19 protein-coding genes are annotated in these 20,067 nt (G+C 62.8%); 7 read left to right on the top strand and 12 right to left on the bottom strand.

Translation table 11 applies throughout. The features are described 5' to 3' along the window. Positions 1-6: 6 nt before the first annotated feature. Positions 7-912: a LysR family transcriptional regulator gene (locus tag L9B60_RS04100; protein ID WP_249676565.1), complete on the bottom strand. Its 906-nt coding sequence runs from the start codon at positions 910-912 to the stop codon at positions 7-9. A 103-nt stretch (positions 913-1,015) separates the two neighbouring features. Here L9B60_RS04100 and L9B60_RS04105 point away from each other — a divergent pair, with 103 nt between their 5' ends. The 4 genes from L9B60_RS04105 to nhaA all read left to right on the top strand — a co-directional run bounded on the left by L9B60_RS04105 (position 1,016) and on the right by nhaA (position 5,591). Continuing rightward, a complete protein-coding gene (locus tag L9B60_RS04105) occupies positions 1,016-1,618 on the top strand; it encodes a short chain dehydrogenase (protein WP_249676568.1) in 603 nt (200 codons plus the stop codon). 55 nt (positions 1,619-1,673) lie between these two features. Next, positions 1,674-2,342 (top strand): hypothetical protein, encoded by a 669-nt coding sequence (locus tag L9B60_RS04110; RefSeq protein WP_249676571.1) that lies wholly within the window; start codon positions 1,674-1,676, stop codon positions 2,340-2,342. Positions 2,343-2,463: 121 nt separating this feature from the next. After that, positions 2,464-4,077: an NAD(P)/FAD-dependent oxidoreductase gene (locus L9B60_RS04115; protein ID WP_249676574.1), complete on the top strand. Its 1,614-nt coding sequence runs from the start codon at positions 2,464-2,466 to the stop codon at positions 4,075-4,077. A 335-nt stretch (positions 4,078-4,412) separates the two neighbouring features. Beyond that, complete coding sequence (nhaA, locus tag L9B60_RS04120) at positions 4,413-5,591, top strand: Na+/H+ antiporter NhaA (protein WP_249676577.1); 1,179 nt, start codon at positions 4,413-4,415, stop codon at positions 5,589-5,591. Between the two features lie 110 nt (positions 5,592-5,701). Here nhaA and L9B60_RS04125 read toward each other — a convergent pair whose 3' ends face one another. The 6 genes from L9B60_RS04125 to dinG form a co-directional block, all read right to left on the bottom strand. Further along, entirely contained in the window at positions 5,702-6,166 is a 465-nt protein-coding gene (locus L9B60_RS04125; RefSeq protein WP_249676580.1) for an outer membrane lipoprotein, read from the bottom strand. Between the two features lie 215 nt (positions 6,167-6,381). Then, positions 6,382-7,029: a pyridoxamine 5'-phosphate oxidase gene (gene pdxH / locus L9B60_RS04130; RefSeq protein WP_249676583.1), complete on the bottom strand. Its 648-nt coding sequence runs from the start codon at positions 7,027-7,029 to the stop codon at positions 6,382-6,384. A gap of 19 nt (positions 7,030-7,048) precedes the next feature. Then, the gene (locus tag L9B60_RS04135) at positions 7,049-8,032 is read right to left on the bottom strand and encodes an OmpA family protein (protein ID WP_249676584.1); all 984 of its coding nucleotides are present in this window, start codon (positions 8,030-8,032) and stop codon (positions 7,049-7,051) included. 108 nt (positions 8,033-8,140) lie between these two features. Beyond that, positions 8,141-9,286 (bottom strand): serine hydrolase domain-containing protein, encoded by a 1,146-nt coding sequence (locus L9B60_RS04140; protein ID WP_249676586.1) that lies wholly within the window; start codon positions 9,284-9,286, stop codon positions 8,141-8,143. A 241-nt stretch (positions 9,287-9,527) separates the two neighbouring features. Further along, positions 9,528-11,831, bottom strand: coding sequence for a beta-agarase (locus L9B60_RS04145; protein WP_249676590.1), 2,304 nt, complete (start codon positions 11,829-11,831; stop codon positions 9,528-9,530). Positions 11,832-11,914: 83 nt separating this feature from the next. Next, entirely contained in the window at positions 11,915-14,059 is a 2,145-nt protein-coding gene (dinG, locus tag L9B60_RS04150; RefSeq protein ID WP_249676593.1) for an ATP-dependent DNA helicase DinG, read from the bottom strand. Positions 14,060-14,156: 97 nt separating this feature from the next. Here dinG and L9B60_RS04155 point away from each other — a divergent pair, with 97 nt between their 5' ends. Further along, positions 14,157-14,621: a CopD family protein gene (locus L9B60_RS04155; protein WP_249676595.1), complete on the top strand. Its 465-nt coding sequence runs from the start codon at positions 14,157-14,159 to the stop codon at positions 14,619-14,621. A gap of 322 nt (positions 14,622-14,943) precedes the next feature. Here L9B60_RS04155 and L9B60_RS04160 read toward each other — a convergent pair whose 3' ends face one another. From L9B60_RS04160 to L9B60_RS04175, 4 genes are all read right to left on the bottom strand, one after another. Continuing rightward, the gene (locus tag L9B60_RS04160; RefSeq protein WP_249676597.1) at positions 14,944-15,702 is read right to left on the bottom strand and encodes a collagen-like protein; all 759 of its coding nucleotides are present in this window, start codon (positions 15,700-15,702) and stop codon (positions 14,944-14,946) included. After that, positions 15,695-15,973 (bottom strand): DUF1145 domain-containing protein, encoded by a 279-nt coding sequence (locus tag L9B60_RS04165; protein ID WP_249676599.1) that lies wholly within the window; start codon positions 15,971-15,973, stop codon positions 15,695-15,697. The genes L9B60_RS04160 and L9B60_RS04165 overlap by 8 nt, the downstream gene beginning before the upstream one ends. A 90-nt stretch (positions 15,974-16,063) precedes the next feature. Continuing rightward, positions 16,064-17,284 carry a winged helix-turn-helix domain-containing protein gene (locus L9B60_RS04170; protein WP_249676600.1) on the bottom strand — a complete coding sequence of 407 codons (1,221 nt, stop codon included), beginning with the start codon at positions 17,282-17,284 and terminating at the stop codon, positions 16,064-16,066. A gap of 53 nt (positions 17,285-17,337) precedes the next feature. Beyond that, the gene (locus tag L9B60_RS04175; protein ID WP_249676602.1) at positions 17,338-17,559 is read right to left on the bottom strand and encodes a DUF1127 domain-containing protein; all 222 of its coding nucleotides are present in this window, start codon (positions 17,557-17,559) and stop codon (positions 17,338-17,340) included. A 97-nt stretch (positions 17,560-17,656) separates the two neighbouring features. On the opposite strand from L9B60_RS04175, the gene L9B60_RS04180 reads away from it, so the two are divergent. Further along, on the top strand, positions 17,657-18,511 hold the full coding sequence (locus tag L9B60_RS04180; protein WP_249676604.1) for a LysR substrate-binding domain-containing protein: 855 nt from the start codon (positions 17,657-17,659) through the stop codon (positions 18,509-18,511). Here the strand turns inward: L9B60_RS04180 and L9B60_RS04185 are convergent. Beyond that, positions 18,501-19,250: a sulfite exporter TauE/SafE family protein gene (locus L9B60_RS04185; protein ID WP_249676606.1), complete on the bottom strand. Its 750-nt coding sequence runs from the start codon at positions 19,248-19,250 to the stop codon at positions 18,501-18,503. The genes L9B60_RS04180 and L9B60_RS04185 overlap by 11 nt on opposite strands. A gap of 169 nt (positions 19,251-19,419) precedes the next feature. On the opposite strand from L9B60_RS04185, the gene L9B60_RS04190 reads away from it, so the two are divergent. After that, positions 19,420-19,893 (top strand): MarR family winged helix-turn-helix transcriptional regulator, encoded by a 474-nt coding sequence (locus L9B60_RS04190; RefSeq protein ID WP_249676607.1) that lies wholly within the window; start codon positions 19,420-19,422, stop codon positions 19,891-19,893. Positions 19,894-20,067 lie beyond the last annotated feature (174 nt).

The following is a 20,067-nucleotide window of genomic DNA, read 5'->3' on the forward strand; positions in this document are numbered from 1 at the left end:
TGCCCGTCAAACCCGCTCCAGCACCTCATTGCTGCGTGCAAACCACCCCACCAGATAATCCACCACCACCTGGATCCGCCTTGGCAGCCCGCCCTGGTACGGGTGCACCAGGAACATCGGTGTGCTTCGCGTCTGGTAATCACGCAATAACCAGCGCAAGCGCCCGTCCGCCAATTCGGCATGCAACATGTACGAAGGCAAGCGCGCCACCCCGGCGCCCAGCAGCGCTGCATTCTTGAGCAGGCTGTAATGATTGCTGGCAAACGGCCCCGCCACCCTGACCCGTATCAACTCATGCTGCTGGTGATACAGCCATTCTTCGCGGCCGCTGTAATGGCTGTTGAGCAGGCATTGGTGCCCGGCCAAGTCCTGCGGCCCCACCGGTGCCGGGTGTTGCGCCAGGTAGGCGGGGCTGGCGCAGGTCAGTTCGCGCATGTTCAGCAAGGGCCGCGCCACCAGGCGATCGTTGATGTTCAGCGCCGAGCGAATCGCCAGGTCGAAGCCCTCGCGCGCCAGATCACGGTAGCCGTTGCTCAACTCCATCTCGATTTGCACGTGGGGGTATTGGCGACCGAACGCCAGCAAGCCTTCAAAAAAGGTTTCCCCCAGCGATACCGGCACGCTCATGCGCACCGGGCCTGCAATGTCATCCTTAAGCGCCGCCAAGGTCTGACGGGCCCGTTCCATTTGCGTCAGCAAGGCCTGGGCCTGGGGCAACAAGGCGGCGCCTGCGGCCGTAAGGCTCAGGCGCCGGGTAGTGCGGTGCAGCAACTGCACCGCATGGGTGGCCTCCAGCTGGCTGATGCGCTTGGACAACTGCCCTTTGCTCCAACCCAACTGCTCAGCGCCACGGGTAAAGCTGCCCGCCTCCATCAACACCGCGAAGGCTGCCAGATCGTCCAATTCGCTCATCGATTGTTTCCACAGGAAAACCAAAGGTTGCCGATTAGCTAGATTATCACCCCCAAACAAATCCCTACACTGAGGGCTCACTCACGAAGACCGAGGGCATCCCATGAAAATCATCCTGATCGGCGCACAAGGCACCATTGGCTCGGCGGTGGCCACCGAACTGTCCCAGCGCCACGAAATCATCAGCGTCGGGCGTAGCAGTGGCGACTATCGGGTCGACATCAGCGACAGCGCCTCGATCCGCCAGCTGTTCGAACAGACCGGGCCGTTCGATGCGCTGATCTGTGCGGCCGGCAACGTGAAGTTCGCGCCCCTTGAAGAAATGTCCGAGCAGGATTTCAGCCTGGGCCTGCAAGACAAGTTGATGGGCCAGGTCAACCTGCTGCTGATTGGCCGTGAGTTCATCAACGATGGCGGCTCGTTCACCTTCACCTCCGGGATCATCAGCGACGAACCGATCCGCCTGGGCGCTTCGGCAGGCCTGGTGAACGGCGCGCTGAACGCTTTCGTGCGTTCGGCGGCGATCGAGTTGCCACGCGGCTTGCGGGTGAACGTGGTGAGCCCTACCGTGCTGGTCGAGGCCATGGAAGGTTATGCACCGTATTTCCGTGGCTTCAAGCCTGTGCCGGGTGGCGACGTGGCGCTGGCTTATGCAAAAAGCGTCGAGGGCCGGCACACCGGGCAAACGTATCGGGTTGGCTACTGACACGATTTTCATGCCCATGTGATACCGTGGCGCGCATCTGTTAGGAGACCCTTCGATGCGCGCTGCCCGTTCCCTTCTGTTCGTCGCCCTGCTGCCGCTGTTTGCCGGCTGCAACATTCTGACCCTGCAATCGAGCACCCCGGACTCAGACGGCCAAAGCCGCATGCAAGGCGTGCTGGTGGGCGACAGCGGGCAATTGTTGTTCCGCGCCTGCGGCGAGCAACGGCGCTTCGTGGTCAAGGACGTGGGCAACACCAGCGTGTTGCAGGAAGCCGCCAGCCTGGCGGACAAATCCGGCCAGGTGTACGCCGACCTACGCGGCAGCTTCAGCGCCAACAAGACCGCCACCAGCGAAGGCCAGTTGGACCTGAGCAAGATTTACCGCCTGCAGCGCGGGGCCAATGCCTGCAACGACCCCAACTTCAAGTTGATGACCGTTCACGCCAGCGGCGAAAAATGGGACCTGAAGGCCAGCGGCAAGGGCTTGGAACTGAACCGCGAAGGCCAGCCGCCGTTCGCCGTGCCCTACGTCGAAGAGCAATTGCCCGATGGCCGCTTCAGCCTGAGCACCGAGGCCAACGGCCAGAAAGTCGAATTGTGGGTCGCCCCGCAACGCTGCGTCGACCCACGTCGCGGCAGCGTTGAATCCCTGAGCGCAGAGCTTCGGGTGAACGGCCAAGTGCAGCAGGGTTGTGCCTATTTCGGCGGCGCCCATACCGACTGACGCACTGTTTGTCTGCCGTCGGGCGTTTTAAACCTGACGGCGCAGGCCCTGGGCGGTTTATAATTGCCGGTTAGTGCAAAGCTGCCGGGGCGCCCCTGTGGCCCGGATATTGGACCCTGTCATGTTACGAATCACCGAACTTAAGCTCCCCCTCGATCACGCTGAAGAAGACCTGCGGCCCGCCATCGTGCAGCGCCTGGGCATCGCCGACGAGCACCTGCTGGATTTCACCCTGTTCAAGCGCAGCTACGATGCGCGCAAAAAGAATTCCCAACTGGACTTCATCTACACCATCGACGTGACGGTGGCGGACGAAGCCAGTGTATTGAGCCGGCTCGCCCAGGACCGTAATGTCGGCGTGGCGCCGGATGTCAGCTACAAGACCGTCGGCCATGCCCCTGAAGGCCTGGGCGAACGCCCGGTGGTGGTCGGCTTCGGCCCGTGCGGCATTTTCGCCGGCCTGTTGCTGGCGCAGATGGGCTTCAAGCCGATCGTGTTGGAGCGCGGTACCGAAGTGCGCCAGCGCACCAAGGACACGTGGGGCCTGTGGCGCAAGAACGTACTGAATCCTGAGTCCAACGTGCAATTTGGCGAAGGCGGTGCCGGGACCTTCTCCGATGGCAAGCTGTACAGCCAGATCAAAGACCCGCACCACCACGGCCGCAAGGTGCTGCACGAGTTCGTCAAGGCTGGCGCGCCGCAAGAAATCCTCTACGTCAGCAAGCCGCACATCGGCACCTTCCGCCTGACCGGCATGGTCGAAACCATGCGCAAGGAAATCGAAGCCCTGGGCGGCGAGATTCGCTTCCAGCAGAAGGTTACCGACCTGCTGATCGACGGCGAGCAACTGCAAGGCGTAGTGCTGGAGAACGGTGAACGCATCGAGTCGCGCCACGTGGTATTGGCCTTGGGCCACAGCGCCCGCGACACCTTCCGCATGCTGCACGCCCGTGGCGTGTTCATGGAAGCCAAGCCATTTTCCATCGGCTTTCGCATCGAACACCCACAAGGCCTGATCGACCAGGCGCGTTTGGGCAAGTACGCCGGCCACCCAAAGCTAGGCGCTGCCGACTACAAACTGGTGCATCACGCCAAGAACGGCCGCTCGGTATACAGCTTCTGCATGTGCCCGGGCGGCACCGTGGTGGCGGCCACCTCCGAACCTGGCCGCGTCGTTACCAACGGCATGAGCCAATACTCGCGCAACGAGCGTAATGCCAACTCCGGTATCGTGGTCGGCATCACTCCGGATGTCGACTACCCGGGTGGCCCGCTGGCGGGTATCGAACTGCAGGAAGCGCTGGAGTCCAAAGCCTACCTGCTCGGTGGCAGCAACTACGAGGCGCCGGCGCAGTTGGTGGGCGACTTCATCAAGGGCAAGCCGTCCACCGAGATCGGCACCGTGGAGCCGTCCTACAAGCCGGGTATCTCCCTGGGCGACCTGGCCCTGGCCCTGCCGGACTTTGCCATCGAAGCCATCCGCGAAGCCTTGCCGGCCTTCGACAAGCAGATCCGCGGCTTCGCCCAGCACGACGCCGTGCTGACCGGCATCGAAACCCGCACCTCCTCGCCGCTGCGCATCACCCGTAACGGCGAATACCAGAGCCTGAACGTCAAGGGCCTGTTCCCGGCGGGGGAAGGCGCCGGTTACGCCGGTGGCATTCTGTCGGCGGGCGTGGACGGCATCCGCATCGCTGAAGCGGTGGCGCGAAGCATGTTGGGTTTGAACGACTGATAATCGGCAGCGCTTGATTCGCACAGTGCCCCGGTAGGCGCGGATTTATCCGCGAAGAACACGCCGCGGTACGTCAGCAAATTGCGGCGCGACCTTCGCGGATGACTCCGCTCCTACTGGAGCGGATTCGTCAGCGAAAAAACATCGGTAATTTCGGATATTTCCTACAGCCCAAACTCCCCATTCCGACAGCAATTTCAGCCCGCTCTGCTAGCCTCTCTATCCTGCAAGCTCCATCCCTTTCGCTTATAACAAATAAGAATATAACTTTTGTTTTAACAACCAGAGTTAAGGGTTAGGGTGTGTGCCTTCGAACTTCAGGATGGAGAGCGACCTTGCCTCTGCGTAATACTTTGAATCGTTTTTTTCAGCTGGAAGCCGCCAGTGGACTGCTGTTGATCGCTGCCGCGGCGCTGGCGCTCATCATCAATAATTCGCCTTTGTCCTGGCTGTACGGCAGTTTTCTCGATGTACCCGTGGTGGCGCAGATTGGCGCGGTGCAAATCGCCAAGCCCTTGCTGCTGTGGATCAACGACGGCCTGATGGCGATGTTTTTCTTGCTGATTGGCCTGGAGGTCAAGCGCGAAGTGTTGGAGGGGCAACTGTCGCGGCCCTCGCAAATCGTGCTGCCGGGTATCGCCGCGGTGGGCGGTATGGTCGTGCCGGCGCTGGTATTCTGGGCGCTGAACAAAGACCACCCCAGCGCAATGGATGGCTGGGCCATCCCGATGGCCACCGACATTGCCTTCGCCCTGGGCGTGCTGGCCCTGCTGGGCAAGCGCGTGCCGGTTTCGCTGAAGTTGTTCCTGATGACCCTGGCCATCATCGATGACCTGGGGGCCATCGTGGTGATCGCGCTGTTCTACTCGGGTACGTTGTCTAACCTGTCACTGGGTTTGGCGGCGGCCTGCGTGGCAGCGCTGATCGCTATGAACCGCCTGGGCGTGGTCAAGCTAGGGCCTTACATGATCATTGGCTTGATCCTCTGGGTGTGCGTACTCAAGAGTGGCGTGCATGCCACCTTGGCCGGCGTGACCCTGGCCTTCTGCATCCCGCTGCGCACCCGCAACGCCGAAAGCTCCCCTGCCAAGGCTTTGGAACATGCCCTGCACCCTTGGGTGGCCTACGGCATCCTGCCGCTGTTCGCCTTTGCCAATGCCGGCGTTTCACTGACGGGCATCACCCTGGAAAGCTTCACCCACCACGTGCCCATGGGTATCGCCCTGGGGCTGCTGGTGGGCAAGACCGTCGGGGTATTCGGCCTGACCTGGCTGGCCATCAAGCTCGGCCTGGCCAGCCTGCCCTACGGCGCCAACTGGCGACAGGTGCTTGGCGTGGCGATCCTGTGCGGCATTGGGTTCACCATGAGCCTGTTTGTCGGCTCCCTGGCGTATGTGCCGGGTGCCAGCGAGTACGCCGGTGAAGACCGCATGGGGATTTTGACCGGGTCGGTGTTGGCGGCGGTGCTAGGGTACGCGGTGATGGCGTGGGCGAGTCGAAACAAGGTTAGCTGAATGGCCTGGCCAAGGTAGATGGGCCACTATCAGCCACTGCCCCCCGGCATTCTGGAAACGAAAAAAAACCCCGGTCAACAGACCGGGGTTTTGTTTTTCAGCTCAGCAGATCAGTGCGATACGCGGCTGGTGCCGTCGACCGTCATGATGCGAACGCGCTCGCCCACTCGGAAGATCTCGTTTTCCTGAACCTGCTGCACGTAGGCGCGCATGCTACCGTCGTCTTCACGAACGGTGATTTCCACGCCCTGGGTGCGGGTCAAGCCTTCTTCGGTGGCCGAGCCCAGCAAGCCACCCGCTACCGCACCGATCACAGCGGTGATGATGCTACCGCGACCGCCACCGATGGCGCTGCCGGCGACGCCGCCGACCACTGCACCGGCGCCTGCGCCGATCGGAGTTTTGGAGCCTTCGATTTTAACCGGGCGCAGGGATTCGATGGTGCCCATGCGCACGGTTTGCACGCGGCGAGCTTCGTCACGGGAGTAGGAGTCGCCAGTGAGGTTCGACATACAGCCGCCCAACAGCAGCGACATCGTAGTGAAACAGGCAACGAGCAGAGCGGACTTACGCATTTGAAAACTCCGTGGGACATTTATGCCCATTAAACGCCGGGGTTCGGACACTGTCACGACACCGGCTGTAATAATTTGCTTCCATTCAGCTGGCGTACAGCCTGCTCAAGACTGAGGCAAAGCGTGCTACGACGGGCGTCAATGGATAGGCCACATGCTACATCGTCTGGACAACACAGAGCCAGCGAAGGTCAAAAAGATCGCCTATCCCGCGTTTACGGCGCCAGCCGTTCGCGCACCCACGAGTGATCATCCAAGCGGTAATTGAGCCGATCATGCAGCCGGCTCGCCCGGCCTTGCCAGAACTCGATTCGCTCGGGCACCAGGCGATAACCGCCCCAGTGCTGCGGGCAATCGGGCTGTGTGTCGCTGAAGCGCTGCTCGGTGGCCTTGAGCAAGCCCTCCAATTGCGCGCGATCGGCAATCACCCGGCTTTGCGGCGACGCCCACGCGCCCAGGCGGCTGCCCAGTGGCCGCACCTGGTAGTAGGCGTCGGACTCTTGCGGCGTGACCTTGACTGCCCGTCCCTCGATGCGCACCTGGCGCTCCAGGGTCGGCCAGAAAAAAGTCATCGCAGCGAACGGGCTGGCCGCCAGCTGCTGGCCCTTGGCGCTGTCGTAGTTGGTGAAAAAGGTGAAACCCTGATCATCCAGGCCCTTGAGCAGCAGCACACGGCAATGCGGGCGCCCTTGGGCGTCCACGGTGGCTAGGGTCATGGCGTTGGCCTCGACCGGCGGCTGCTCGGTCTTGACGGCGTCTTCGAACCATTGGCGAAACAGCGCGAACGGCTCGCCGGGCGCATTGGCCTCGGTCAAGCCGTCCCGGGTGTAGTCGCGGCGCATATCGGCCAGGGCCTGAGTCATTGCGCTATTTCCTTGCAGGTCAGTTGCCGGAAGCCTGGGCCACGGCGTCTTTCTTGGCTGGGGCTGGCTTTTTCACCGCGGCCTTGGCCGGGGTCACTTTTTTCTTGGCCGCAGGCTTGGCTGGAGCGACTTTCTTCTTCGCCGGCACGGCTTTTTTAACCGGGGCAGGCGCTGGCGCCGGTTTCACGTCCTGGACCGCTACCAACGCGGCCGCCGGTGGCGTTGGCGAATTGTACTTGGCCAACAGCGCGAGCATGGTGTTCTGCGGGGTCAGCATAATTTCGACACGGCGGTTCAGGGCACGGCCCTGCAGGCTGTCATTGGCAGCGCGAGGCATGACCGAACCCATGCCGCGCAGCGACAGGCGGTTACGTTCCAGGCCGCTGAGGCGGAAGATAGCCGCAACCGATTGGGCACGCTGCTGGCTGATTTTCAGGTTGGTATCGCTGGCACCGCTGGTGTCGCCATGGCCCAGGACCAGAACGGCCGTCTTGGGGTCTGTTTCAATCGCCTTGGCCACATTGGTAATCGGGCCCAGGCTGATCGGCAGGAGCATTTCCGGGCGCTTTGGGTTGAAGCTGGTGTCGACCGGGGCAATGATCACCAGCACGTTTTCGCGACGCTCGACGGTGAACTGGCTGTCCACCACGGCTGCCCGTACTTTAGGTTCATAGGCATCGAGCCAGGCCTGGGTTTCCTTCGGGTCGACGGTCGGCACGGCCTTCACGGCATCAGCCTTTTTGTCGCCGCCAAACGGCCACCACCAGTGGCTGCCGCTGTCGGCCTGGGCGACCGGGGCCACTGCGGCCGGTGCCGGAGCAGGCTTGGCATCGGCCTTGGCCACGCTTTCGTTGATGGCTTGCTCTACGCCCTTGTCAGCGACCTGGTCAGCGCCAAACGGCCACCAGCGAAAGCCGCTGTCCGTCGTGGAATTCTGTGGAGTGTGTGCGCAGCCGGTAACAGCCAGGCAGACCGACAACGCGATGGATTTTTTGTAAGACATGAGCTTTCCACAAAATAGATGAATACAAATCAGCTTAAGAAGCCGGTTTAAATCGTTGATTGGATAGTAGATCAATCGATCTGGTTCCAGCAGCCCGTCGGTCGACTACTAAAGGCAACTAGCCAGCACGCGCACCAGTTTTTGCGCGCGGGGGTCCATCAGCACGTAGGGGCCCAGGGTATTGGTGACGAAACCGAAGGCCACGTCATGTTCCGGGTCGGCAAAACCCACCGAGCCGCCCGCACCCGGGTGACCAAAGGCGCACGCACCCAGGCCAAAAGTGGCGTTGGGTAATTGCGGCTGGTCGAGCATGCAGCCCAAGCCAAAACGGGTTTCGGTGAGCAGGGTCTTGTCCATGCCCACGCTGTGTTCACGGGTCATTTCGTTGAGGAGTTCGGAGTCCAGCAGGGTACCGTCCAGCAGGCCACTGTAAAAACCGGCCAGGCTGCGGGCGTTACCATGGCCATTGGCGGCCGGCTGCTGCATGCGGCGCCATTCCGGCTTGTTGGTACTGGTGAGTACCGACGGCGGGTTAGTGAACGCTCGTGAGGTCATGGCGGTAGGTTCGCGCATGGTCACTTGCACAAGGCGCTGGGCCGCAGCATCGCCCACGTTACCCTTGCCCCGGGCGATATGCGCCACACGGTAAAACTCTTCGTCTGCCAGGCCCACATGGAAATCCAGGCCCAAGGGGCGCGCCGTGCGCGCCACGATGGACTCGCCCGGGCCACGGCCGTCGGCGCGGCGCAACAACTCGCCCACCAGCCAACCATAGGTGATCGCGGCGTAGCCATGGGCAGTGCCGGGCTCCCACCAAGGGGCTTCGGCGGCCAGGGCATCAACCATGGTTTGCCAGTCGTACAGGGCCTCTGGCGCCAACAGTTCGCGCAATGCGGGTAACCCGGCACGGTGGCTGAGCAGTTGGCGCAAGGTGATGGTTTGTTTGCCGGCTGCGGCAAATTCCGGCCAGTAGCGGGCCACCGGCACATCCAGGGCCAGCTTGCCCTCGCCGACCAATTGCAGCGCGGCTACGGCGGTGAAGGTCTTGGTGCAGGAAAACAGGTTGGCGATGGTGTCGCTGTGCCAGGCCTCGGTGCCGTCCTTGTCGGACGTACCGCCCCACAGGTCGATGACGGTTTCACCGCCGATCTGTATGCACAGCGCCGCGCCGCGCTCTTGAGGGTCGTTGAACAGCTCGGCGAAGGCTTCCCGCACGGCTTCGAATTTCAGTTCGTAATGACCTTGAATCTGCACCCGATGACTCCCTGCACACGCTTAATACAAAGTGGGGGGCATTGTTCCAGCCCTTGGGGGTTTTGGGAACAGATGCATGCTCCGGTGGTGGGTATCTTTATGGTTACTTCGGGTTTCTGGGCAGGTGCTCCGCGGATGAATCCTACAGGCCGATGCCGCCCCCCCCGTAGGAGCGGATTCATCCGCGAAAAGAACACCGCGTCCCATCAGGAATACCCCGAAGGCTGCGCCCGAATCGGCCCTAGTGCGCCCCGCCTTTACCCTCGCCCTTACCCTCGCCGTGGCCGGCGTCACCCTTGCCGGCATGTTCACCCCCTTTGCCGCCTTCACCCGCTACCGGCACTGCCTTGGCCGCCTTGCCCAATTGCTCCTGCGCATCCAGGTTGCTTTTGCGCACCGCATTGATGAAGCCCTGGTACGGCACATCGGTGATCCCAACAAGGCCGAAGTGCCCGTTCTCGCCATCCAGCAGGCGCCCGGTAACCGGCTCGTCCAGGTACTGGAACCAATGCACGCCAACAATCGACGGTTCCGCCATGGCAGCCTTGAGGAAGGTGGCATAGGCAGCACCGCGGTCTTCTTCCTTGGCGACTTCCATCGGCCCCGGCCAGAACGGCCCGCGGTCGCGGGAGCCAAAGGTGAATTCCGAAATCAACACGGGCTTGTCCAGCGCCTTGAGCTGGGCGAAGTCGTAGCCATCCTGCGGCTTGGGCGTGTAGAAATTAAAGCTCAGCACGTCACAGAACTGCGCGCAGGACTGCACCGCTTCCGGGCTGCTGATGGCATAGCGGCCGCCCAGCAGCAACTGGTTGGGCGCATGCCACTTCAGCGAATCGGAAATGGTCTTGAAGTAGGTGTCGGCGAATACCCGCTGGAAATACTTCAGGTCGTTCTCGATTTCCGGATGCTCGGGGTTCGGCAGCGGCGCCTCGAAGCCTGGGTCTTCCATCAGCTCCCAAGCCGGCAGGTCGATGCCCCAGGCCTTGGACAGGCCCTGCTGGTTGCGATACTTGTCGCGCAACTGCTTGAGGAAGGCGCGTTTGGCCGGCACGTCGGTGGTCTGCCGTAGCGTACCGTAAGCTAATGCATAACGCGCTTTCGGATCGGTGCCAGGGCCGGCCCAGGCCAGTTCATTGTCGGCGAAGTAGCCGATCAGCCAAGGGTCGTCGCGATGATCGCGGGCGGCGATGGCCACGGCGCGCTCGGTGGCCATGGCAAAGCGTGGGTCGAACGGGTCGGGCATGCGGCCCCACCAGTCCATGCCGGTGCTGATGCTGGCGTAATCGCCGACGATCGACAGCGGCAAGGTATAGGGCACGCGATTGTTGTCTTCCAGGGATGGCGCGCTCCAGTTGCCCAGGGTATTGAAGCCCCAGGCCTGCAAGCGATCAAGGGTGTGCGCCTGCCAGCGGCCTTCATCGAAGGGTTGCGGGGTGCACGGGTCGCTGTCACAGGGCTTGGCGTAGGTGCGCTGCAGGTTGGCGCCATAGAAGTCGAACCAACGGCCGCTGTTGTAACCCCGCCCGCGTGACGAGCCGTTGCCGTCGCGGTTATCGCTTTCACCGAAGTACGGCGAGTTTTGCGGCAGGCCCGTGAACATGAACTCACGCCCAGCCACGTAGGATTTACCGCTGTCGGGGACCACGGTATTGATGCCCAGCGAGTAGAACGGATGGCCCTCGGGCGTGACCAGGTACCAACGCCCTTGGCGTTTTTCGGTGCGGAAGAAACCGCTGGCCTTGAATTCGGGGCCCGCCATGAGGCCACCGAACTTGTCCAGTGGCTGCTTGGCGCGCTCGGCCAACCACCCCTTGAGCACTTGTTGCTCGCGGGCGGCGGACGCCTTCAGTTGCTCGTCACTGGTGATTTTCTCGGGCCACCGGCTGCGGGTGAACTGGCCGTAGCCGTCGACGATGCCAGTGTAGGCAGCCTTTTGCAGCACATCGCCCTCCACCACGCCAAAGCGCTCCAGCAGGATGTTCTGCGGCGCGCTGGGTTTATCCATCGACAGCGTTACAGAAACCACTTGGCTTGTGCTCAGCTCACCTTCGGTGGTGGCCAGCAACGTGCGCAAGCCGTCGTGCACCCAAGGCATCGGTGGCCCTGCGCGCATGCCTTGGCTCAGCGGCGTGAACGCTTGCAGTGGCACTACCAGGGTTTGCGCAGGCCCGGCCGGCAAGTCGACGCGGCTCGTCAGGGTTTTACCGTCGTTGCTCTGGATTTTCACGTACAGCGTCATGGCCCAGTCCTGGGCGCTTTGCACGCGCAGGGTCATGGCGCTGTCCGCCGACCAGTCCCAGGCGCCCGACTGCGGCTTGAGGGTCAGGCTTGGCGCGACGGCAGGGTTGAACGTTACCCGGCGCAATACCTCGCCTTCGGCCGTTTGCTCTGCATTGGACTGCGGCAGGCTGGTGTCCGCGGTGGTGACTTGCACCACATCGGCTGGGCGAACGAAATTGAACAGCGTCTGCTGGGTTCCGGGAGCCGCCATCAAGGGGCTGGCGAACATCAGGGCAAAGGCAACGGGCAACGAACGGCGAATCATGGGGTAAAGGCTCTCCTTGATGGCCGGTGTCGGCCTCAGTGAGTGAATAGACAGCGAAAAGGGGCGAATCTCGCCCCCAGGCATCAAGAAATTTCGCGGCGGAACGGCGGCAGCGCATTGAGGATAGCCTTGCCGTAACGCTGCGTGACCACGCGACGGTCCAGCAAGGTGATGGTGCCGCGGTCTTGCTCGGTGCGCAGCAGGCGGCCACAGGCCTGGATCAGCTTGAGCGAGGCATCGGGCACGGCGATTTCCATGAACGGATTGCCACCCCGTGCCTCGATCCATTCGGCCAGTGCCGCTTCGACGGGGTCGTCTGGCACGGCGAAGGGGATCTTGGCGATGACCACATGCTCGCAATAGGCACCGGGCAAATCCACACCTTCGGCAAAGCTGGCCAGGCCGAACAGCACGCTGGAATCCCCCCCGTCGACCCGCGCCTTGTGCTTGTTCAGGGTTTCCTGCTTGGACAGGTTGCCTTGGATAAACACCTGCTTGCGCCAGTCGCGGTCCAGGCCGTCGAACACGTCCTGCATCTGCTTGCGCGAGCTGAATAGCACCAGGGTGCCGCGCGAGCCTTCGACCAACTCCGGCAGGTCGCGAATGATCGCCGCCGTGTGCGCTGGCGCATCCCGCGGGTCGGCCCGCAGGTCGGGCACCCGCAACACCCCGGCATCGGCGTGGTGGAAGGGGCTCGGTACCACGGCGGTGATGGCCGCCTTGGGCAAACCCGCACGCATGCGGAAGCGATCGAACTTGCCCAGGGCGGTCAAGGTGGCCGAGGTCACCAGGGCGCCGTGGGCGACGTTCCACAGGTTGCGTCGCAGCATTTCGGCCGCCAGGATGGGGCTGGCATTGACCTCGATGTCGAACATCGCGCCGCTTTCGGCCAGGGTCAGCCAACGCGCCATGGGCGGGCTGTCTTCCGGGTCTTCGGCGGTAAAGGCGGTCCACAGCTCCCAGTTGCCCTGGGCACGCATCAGCAGGCTGCCGAACAGGGGGTACCATTCTTCGGCCTGGTGGCTGGCGATGCCGATGTTGACCTCGCCATCCATGCCTTCCTTGAGCAGTTCGGTGAGGCGGGTGAACACGTCGGTCAGGCGCGAAAAGCCCTTCTTCAACTCGGTGCCCATCTCGCGCATGTGCTCGGGCACCACGCCACCGACGAAGCGATGACGCGGCCGCTCGCGGCCTTCCATGTCTTCGCCGGTCTTGAAGTCGGCGAGCTGCTCACAGGCGCTGAACATGAACTGCTGCTGCGTCTTGATCTCGCGGGCCAATTCCGGCACTTGCTCGATCAGCTTGCCCAGGTCGCCCGGCAGCGGGTGCTGGGCGAGCAGCTTGGTCAGGTTCTTGGCCGTTTGCTCCAGCCACTCGGCCGTGGAGCGCAGGCGCGTGTAATGGGCGAAATGGCCGATGGCCTTGTCAGGCAGGTGGTGACCTTCGTCGAACACGTAGATGGTGTCGCGCGGGTCGGGCAATACCGCGCCGCCGCCCAGGGCCAGGTCGGCCAGCACCATGTCGTGGTTGGTAACGATCACGTCGACCTTGCCCATGCCTTCGCGGGCCTTGTAGAAGGCGCACTGCTGGAAGTTGGGGCAATGGCGGTTGGTGCACTGGCTGTGGTCGGTGGTCACCCGGCCCCAGTGGTGGTCTTCCAGGGCGGTAGGCCAGCTGTCGCGGTCCCCGTCCCATTTGTTGCCGGCCAGCTTCTCGATCATGCTGGTGAACAGCTTCTGGCTGGCCTCATCCACCTCGATCTTGAAGCCCTCTTCTTCGAACAACTGGGCAGTGGCGGTTTGTGCATGGCCTTCCTGCAACAGCACGTCCAGCTTGGACAGGCACAGGTAACGGCCCCGGCCCTTGGCCAGGGAGAAGCTGAAGTTCAGCCCGCTGTTGCGCATCAGGTCGGGCAGGTCCTTGTAGACGATCTGCTCCTGCAAAGCGACGGTGGCCGTGGCGATGACCAGGCGCTTGCCCGCGGCCTTGGCAACCGGGATCGCGGCCATGCTGTAGGCGACCGTCTTGCCGGTACCGGTGCCGGCCTCGACCGCGACCACGGCGGGGTCACCGCTGCGCCGACCTTCGTCGTCGCAGGCAATGTCGCCGAGGACCTTGGCGATTTCGGCGATCATCAGGCGCTGGCCATAGCGGGGCTTGAGGCTCTTGGCTTCGAGGAAGCGCGTATAGGCGCCCTGGATCGTGGATTTGAGTTCGTTACTGATCATGGGTCTTGGGCGTAAAAAGCCTGGATAAATTTTCAGTGTTTCAAATAGGGCCGCTATCATACCCCGCTAAATCCCTGCGTGCTGAACGGAGATCCACATGACCGCGTTTGCCCCCCTCTACACCTTGCATGTACTGGCGGCCTTGATCTGGGTAGGCGGCATGTTCTTCGCCTGGATGATCCTGCGCCCAGCGGCGGTTGCAGCCCTGCAAGGCCCCGCTCGGCTGACCCTGTGGGGGGAAGTTTTCCCACGCTTTTTTGTCTGGGTCTGGGCCGCCGTGCTGATTCTTCCGATCAGTGGCGTCGGCTTGCTGCAGCTGCATTTTCGCGGTTTCGAGACCGCACCGCGCTATGTGCAGGCCATGATGGGGCTGTATGTGGTGATGCTGGCGTTGTTTTTGCGCATCCAGGCGCTGCAACTGCCAGTGCTGCGCTCGGCCATCCAGGCCCAGGACTGGCCGGCGGGCGCTGCGGCGCTGGGTGGCATCCGCCGGTTGGTGGGGGTGAATCTGTTGTTGGGGTTGGCGGTGGTGGGAATTGCGGCTTGGCGGCCGATGTTTTGAAGCCAGGCCAGCCTATTCGCAAGCAAGCTTGCTCCCACATTAGCCTGTGGAGCAGGGTTGCCTGCTGTCAGAGCATGAACCAGGCAAGCACCGCCTCTCTTTCAGAATGCGCTGCGTTTCAACAAGCTTGCTCCCACATTAGCCTATGGGGCAGGGTTGCCTGCTGTCAGAGCATGAACCAGGCAAGCAACGCCTCTCTTTCAGAATGCGCTGCGATGCAACAAATGTGGGAGCAAGCTTGCTTGCGAATAGGCCGCGCGGGCGGCCGGTCTCAGCATCACTTGAATTTCAAGCCTAGCCCAGCGCGCACGCCACCCCACACTCACATCCGCTGCACCGTCACCGCCCCGGCCTCACCTGCCACGCCCGGCTGGCCTGGCTCGCCCGGGTGCCCGGCACGGCCCTTGTCGGTGCTGTACACCAGGCAACCGTTGGAGGCGCCGCCGGCACCCGGTTTACCGGCCGTGCCCGCAGCGCCGCCACTACCGCCCTGGACTTGCACCTTGATGGCCTCGGCCGGGAAGCTGCGCGGTACTTGCAGGTGCACGCGGGCGCCTGCGGCACCGTCGTGACCATTGCCGCCATTGAGGCCGTCGGCGCCTCGGCTGGCTTGGCCCCAGAGGCAACCGCCCTTCTTGCCATTAGCGCCGTCCAGGCCGAAGTAGCCTGGGGCACCCGTGCCGCCACGGGCATCGATGGTCAGGCTGGGGGCCTGCAAGGTTTGCAATTGCACGTCCAGATCGCGCCCCGGCAACGCTGCTTTCTCATAGGTGCCGGGGGCACCACGGGCGAGTATCTGGCTACCTTCGGCGAAGCTTGCGACCTTGGCCTGAACCCGCAACGGGTGGTCCGCCGGCACGATGGCGATGCGCGCCTCATGACCCAGGCGCAGCTCGCCCACCTTCAATTCGGTGAGGTTGGCCGGGATCAGCAAAGTGGCGTAATCCGCCACGTCCAGGCGGTCCAGCTGAACCACGCCGTCCTTGCCGGGCAGGCGCATCAGCGAGTGGGCCTCCACGCTCAAGCTGTCGGCCATGGCCAGGGGGGTGAAAAGTGCGGCGAGCAGACACAAACTACGCATTGTCGATTTCTCGGATCGAACGAGGGGGGATGGTGTGCACATGAAAAATGCCCACCAGAAGAATGAGCAGGCGATCGAACCACGGATGGCTGCGCCCGCGAAGGCTGCGATGAAACAACAGCACTTCCACAGCATGCACGAATAACAACAGGGCACCGGCCAGGTTGAGCAACAGGTGGAAGGGGTGCGGCATGGGCATCAGCAGGTTCAGCAAAACCACCCACCAGAACAGTACGGTCAAGCCTTTGCCCAGCCCCCAGATGACCTTCATGTGCGCCCCCCTTGCTGCTTTATTCTTTGCAGCACATTAACGGCTCGCCCCGGTGTTGCACCAGAGGCCGTCGCAAATAAAATAAACGCCTCAGGCCGCTGCCAACAGCGAGCGTAACCGCTCTGCCGCAGGCCTTGGGCAATTGAGCTGCACACGCTCAAGGCCCAGCCAGCGCGCCATGCTCTCCAGGTGCTCGGCCAGGGCGTACATGGCAGCCTCATCGAGGCCGGCACTTTCCTCGTGCACGGCATGCACCGCCAGGCATCCCCGGGCCCGTTCGGCACGCAGGTCGACGCGGGCGACGATGCGTTCGTTGTGCAAGAAAGGCAGCACGTAGTAGCCGTACACGCGCTTGTGCGCCGGGGTGTAGATCTCCAGCCGGTAGCGAAAATCAAACAGCCGCTCGGTCCGCTCGCGCTCCCACACCAGCGAGTCGAAGGGTGACAACAAGGCGCTGACCTCGACCTTGCGCGGCACCCGGACCTGGCGCGGACAATAGGCGGGCTGGCGCCAACCCTGCACCTGGCACACCTGCAATTGACGGTCTTCGACCAGCTCGCGCAGGCGCTGCTGGCTGTCGCCGGGCGCCAAACGAAAGTAGTCACGCAGGTCCTTTTCGGTGGCCACGCCCAAGGCCGAGGCCGCATGCAGCAGCAAGCCGCGCTGGGCCTGGGCCTCGTCCGGTACCGGTTGCGCCAGCACAGCGGCCGGCAGCACGCGCTCGGGCAAGTCGTACAGGCGCTCGAACCCCCGGCGCCCGGCCACCGTCACGCGGCCTGCGGCAAACAGCCATTCCAACGCGTGCTTTTCCGCACTCCAGTCCCACCAGGGTCCCGCGCGCTCCTGGCGAGTAGACAGGCTGCCAGCCCCCAAGGCGCCCTGCTCCACCACGGCGGCGAACACCCGTTCGACGGTGGCCTGCTGTTCGTGGCCAAACCGCGCAAGTTCCTTGTAAATGCCTTTGCCGCGTGCCGCCCGCGCCATGCGCCACGCCATCAGCGGGTAGAGCTGCAGGGGCAGCAGGGACGCCTCGTGCCCCCAGTACTCGAACAGCCGGCGCTGGCGCTTGTTGCCCCAGGCCAGCTGATCGAACGTGTCACGGGGGTACTCGCCCAGGCGCGAGAACAACGGGAGGTAGTGGGAGCGCACCAAGGCGTTGACCGAATCGATCTGCACCACGCCCAGGCGCTCGACCCGTTGGCTCAATTGCCGGCCGGTGATGGCCGCGCCCGGCAGGCGTTGAGCAAAACCTTGGGCTGCCAGGCTCAGCCGACGAGCTTGCTCCAAGGTCAGGGATAAGGGGCTGGGCATGCATCACTCCTTGTGAACATGCCCTAACAGTAGCAGGGGTACCCTGGGGATTGTCATTTCTTCATCGGATCGTCCCAGAACGGCCGCTCGGTTTCGCGGGTAACGTCGGCGCGGCTCATGCCGATGTCCTTGAGTGCGTCGTCGCTCATCTGTGCCAGTTCGTTTCGCTCCCAGGCCAGTTGCCGCCAGCGTTGGAGGGTGTGGATCAAGCCGCGCAACGAAAAGCGCAAAGCCGAGCCCTTGTGAAGCAGTACGTAACCTTTTTGACCTTTCATCGCATTGCCCTCCTGTTGGGGATGGCTCAAGTCTCGCGCCGGGGCTAAGATCAATCCAACGAATGTTTCTTATGGCTCACATCTCGGAGATTGATGAATGTCCCAGTATCAAAGCATCGACTCGGAGATCCTGCGCACCTTTGTCGCGATCGCCGACGAAGGCGGTTTCACCAAGGCTGGCGAAGCGGTCAACCGCACGCAGTCGGCGGTGAGCATGCAAATGAAACGCCTGGAAGAGGACGTGCTGCAGCGCCAGTTGTTCGAGCGCGATGGGCGCCAGGTGCGCCTGACCGCCGAGGGCCAGATCCTGCTGGGCTACGCGCGGCGCATCCTCAAGTTGCATGGGGAAGTGTTCAGTACCTTGCGTGAGCCACACATGGTCGGCACGGTGCGCATCGGCACCCCGGACGATTACGCCATGCGTTTTCTGCCCGGCATCCTCTCGCGCTTCGCCCAGGCCTACCCACTGGTGCAAGTGGAGGTGCACTGCGAAAGCTCCAAGCAGTTGATGCAGCGCAAGGATCTGGACCTGACCATCGTGACCCGCGAGCCTGGCAGCGAAATCGGCCAGATGCTGCGCCACGAGCGCTTCGTGTGGGCGCAGGCGGTGGGGTTTAACCCCCACGAGCAGAACCCGGTGCCGCTGGCGATGTTCAACACCGATTGCTTCTGCCGGATCTGGGCCTGCAATGCCCTGGATGCCCAACAAAAGCCCTACCGGGTGGCCTACAGCAGCCCAAGCCTGGCGGCGATCATGGCGGTGGTCAGTGCCGGGCTGGCAGTGACGGCGCAACTGCAAAGCCTGATCACCTCGGACATGCGCATACTGGGCGAAGCCGAAGGCCTGCCGCAGCTGCCCATGGCCAGCGTGATGCTGTTGCGCAACGCCACCACCCAGTCGTCCATGACCGAATGCCTGGCCGAGCACATTGCCGAGGGTTTTAAACTTTAAAGGCGAGGATCGCTGCGCACAGCACCAGAAACCCGCTGAACAGCGCACGCAAGTGTTTTTCCGGCAAGGCGTGCGCCACTTTCACCCCCCAACCAATACTCAACAAACCACCGATGGCCAGGGGTATGCCCATGTTCCAGTCCACGTGGTGGTGCACGGCGTAGGTCACCAGGGTGACCCCGGTGCTGGGTACGGCCAGCGCCAGCGCCAAGCCCTGGGCCACCACTTGGGTGGTACCGAACACGCCCGTCAGCACGGGTGTGGCCACCACCGCGCCGCCCACCCCGAATACCCCGCCCAGCAGCCCGGAAACACCCCCCAACACGCCCAGCCAAGGCCAGCGGTAACGCATCTGTGCACTGGGCGGGCGCGAACGCAGATAAGTCAGCAGCAGGCTCCAACCGGCCAGTACCACTAGGAAGGCGACGAAACCCAGGCGCATCTTCTGCGCATCCAGGCCCACCGCCCACAGTGAGCCCAGCCAGGCGCAAACGAAACCTGCCATCGCCAGCGGCACGGCATGGCGAGCCTCGATACGGTTGCGCTGGTGATAGCGCCACAGTGCCAGCAGTACATTGGGCACCACCATCACCAGGGAGGTGCCTTGGGCCAGTTGCTGGTCCAGGTTAAACAACACGCTCAAGGCCGGGATCGCGATCAGGCCACCACCAATGCCGAACAGCCCACCGACAGTACCCAGCCCTGCCCCCAGCAGCGCAAACAGCACCCACTCGATCATGTACACATTCCCACGGCTAATAACGGCGCATGCTAGCGCAAAGATCGACCGAACTCTCACACGCCTTTAGCGCTCGAACCACCAAGAGTCGTACAATTGAACAACGATAAGCTGGCGCATTAAATAACGCGATGCAAAATTCGCTCGCACCACAGAATCAAGGATCAGCATGAACGCCGACCGCCCGACTTCCGCCTCTGCCGAAGGCCACTGCGATGATCTGCTGCTCGACAGCCAGGTGTGCTTTGCCCTTTATTCCACCTCCCTGCTGATGACCAAGGTGTACAAGCCGCTGCTGCAAGCGCTGGGCCTGACTTACCCGCAGTACCTGACCATGCTGGTGCTGTGGGAAAAAGACGGCATGACCGTGGGCGAAATCAGCGCCCGCTTGCTCACCGACCCCGGCTCCCTGACCCCCCTGCTCAAGCGTCTGGAGGCCGAAGGCTTGCTTAGCCGCACCCGTAGCCGTGAAGACGAGCGCGTGGTGATCGTGGAACTGACCGACAAGGGCCGAGAACTGCGCGAGCAGGCCAAGGGCATCCCGCAGTGCATTCTGAGCGCCAGCGGGCAGAGCGTGGCGCAATTGCAAGCGTTGCAGCAGGACTTGCTGAAACTGCGCGGTAATTTGTCGGACGGCCATTAGGAGCAGATTTACCCGCGAAAAGGTCGCCAGGTTGTTCGTCTGCAAGAGCTGGGCGCGACCTTCGCGGATAAATCCGCTCATGGGGGGCACCGACCGTTTATCGACTGCCTTGAAAATTTATCTTGCACGCAAACTATTATCGCGCTAATTTTAAAGCGTACTTACTTAGCGCGC

It is taken from the genome of Pseudomonas abieticivorans, from assembly GCF_023509015.1.
GTDB classification, from domain to species: Bacteria; Pseudomonadota; Gammaproteobacteria; order Pseudomonadales; family Pseudomonadaceae; genus Aquipseudomonas; species Aquipseudomonas abieticivorans.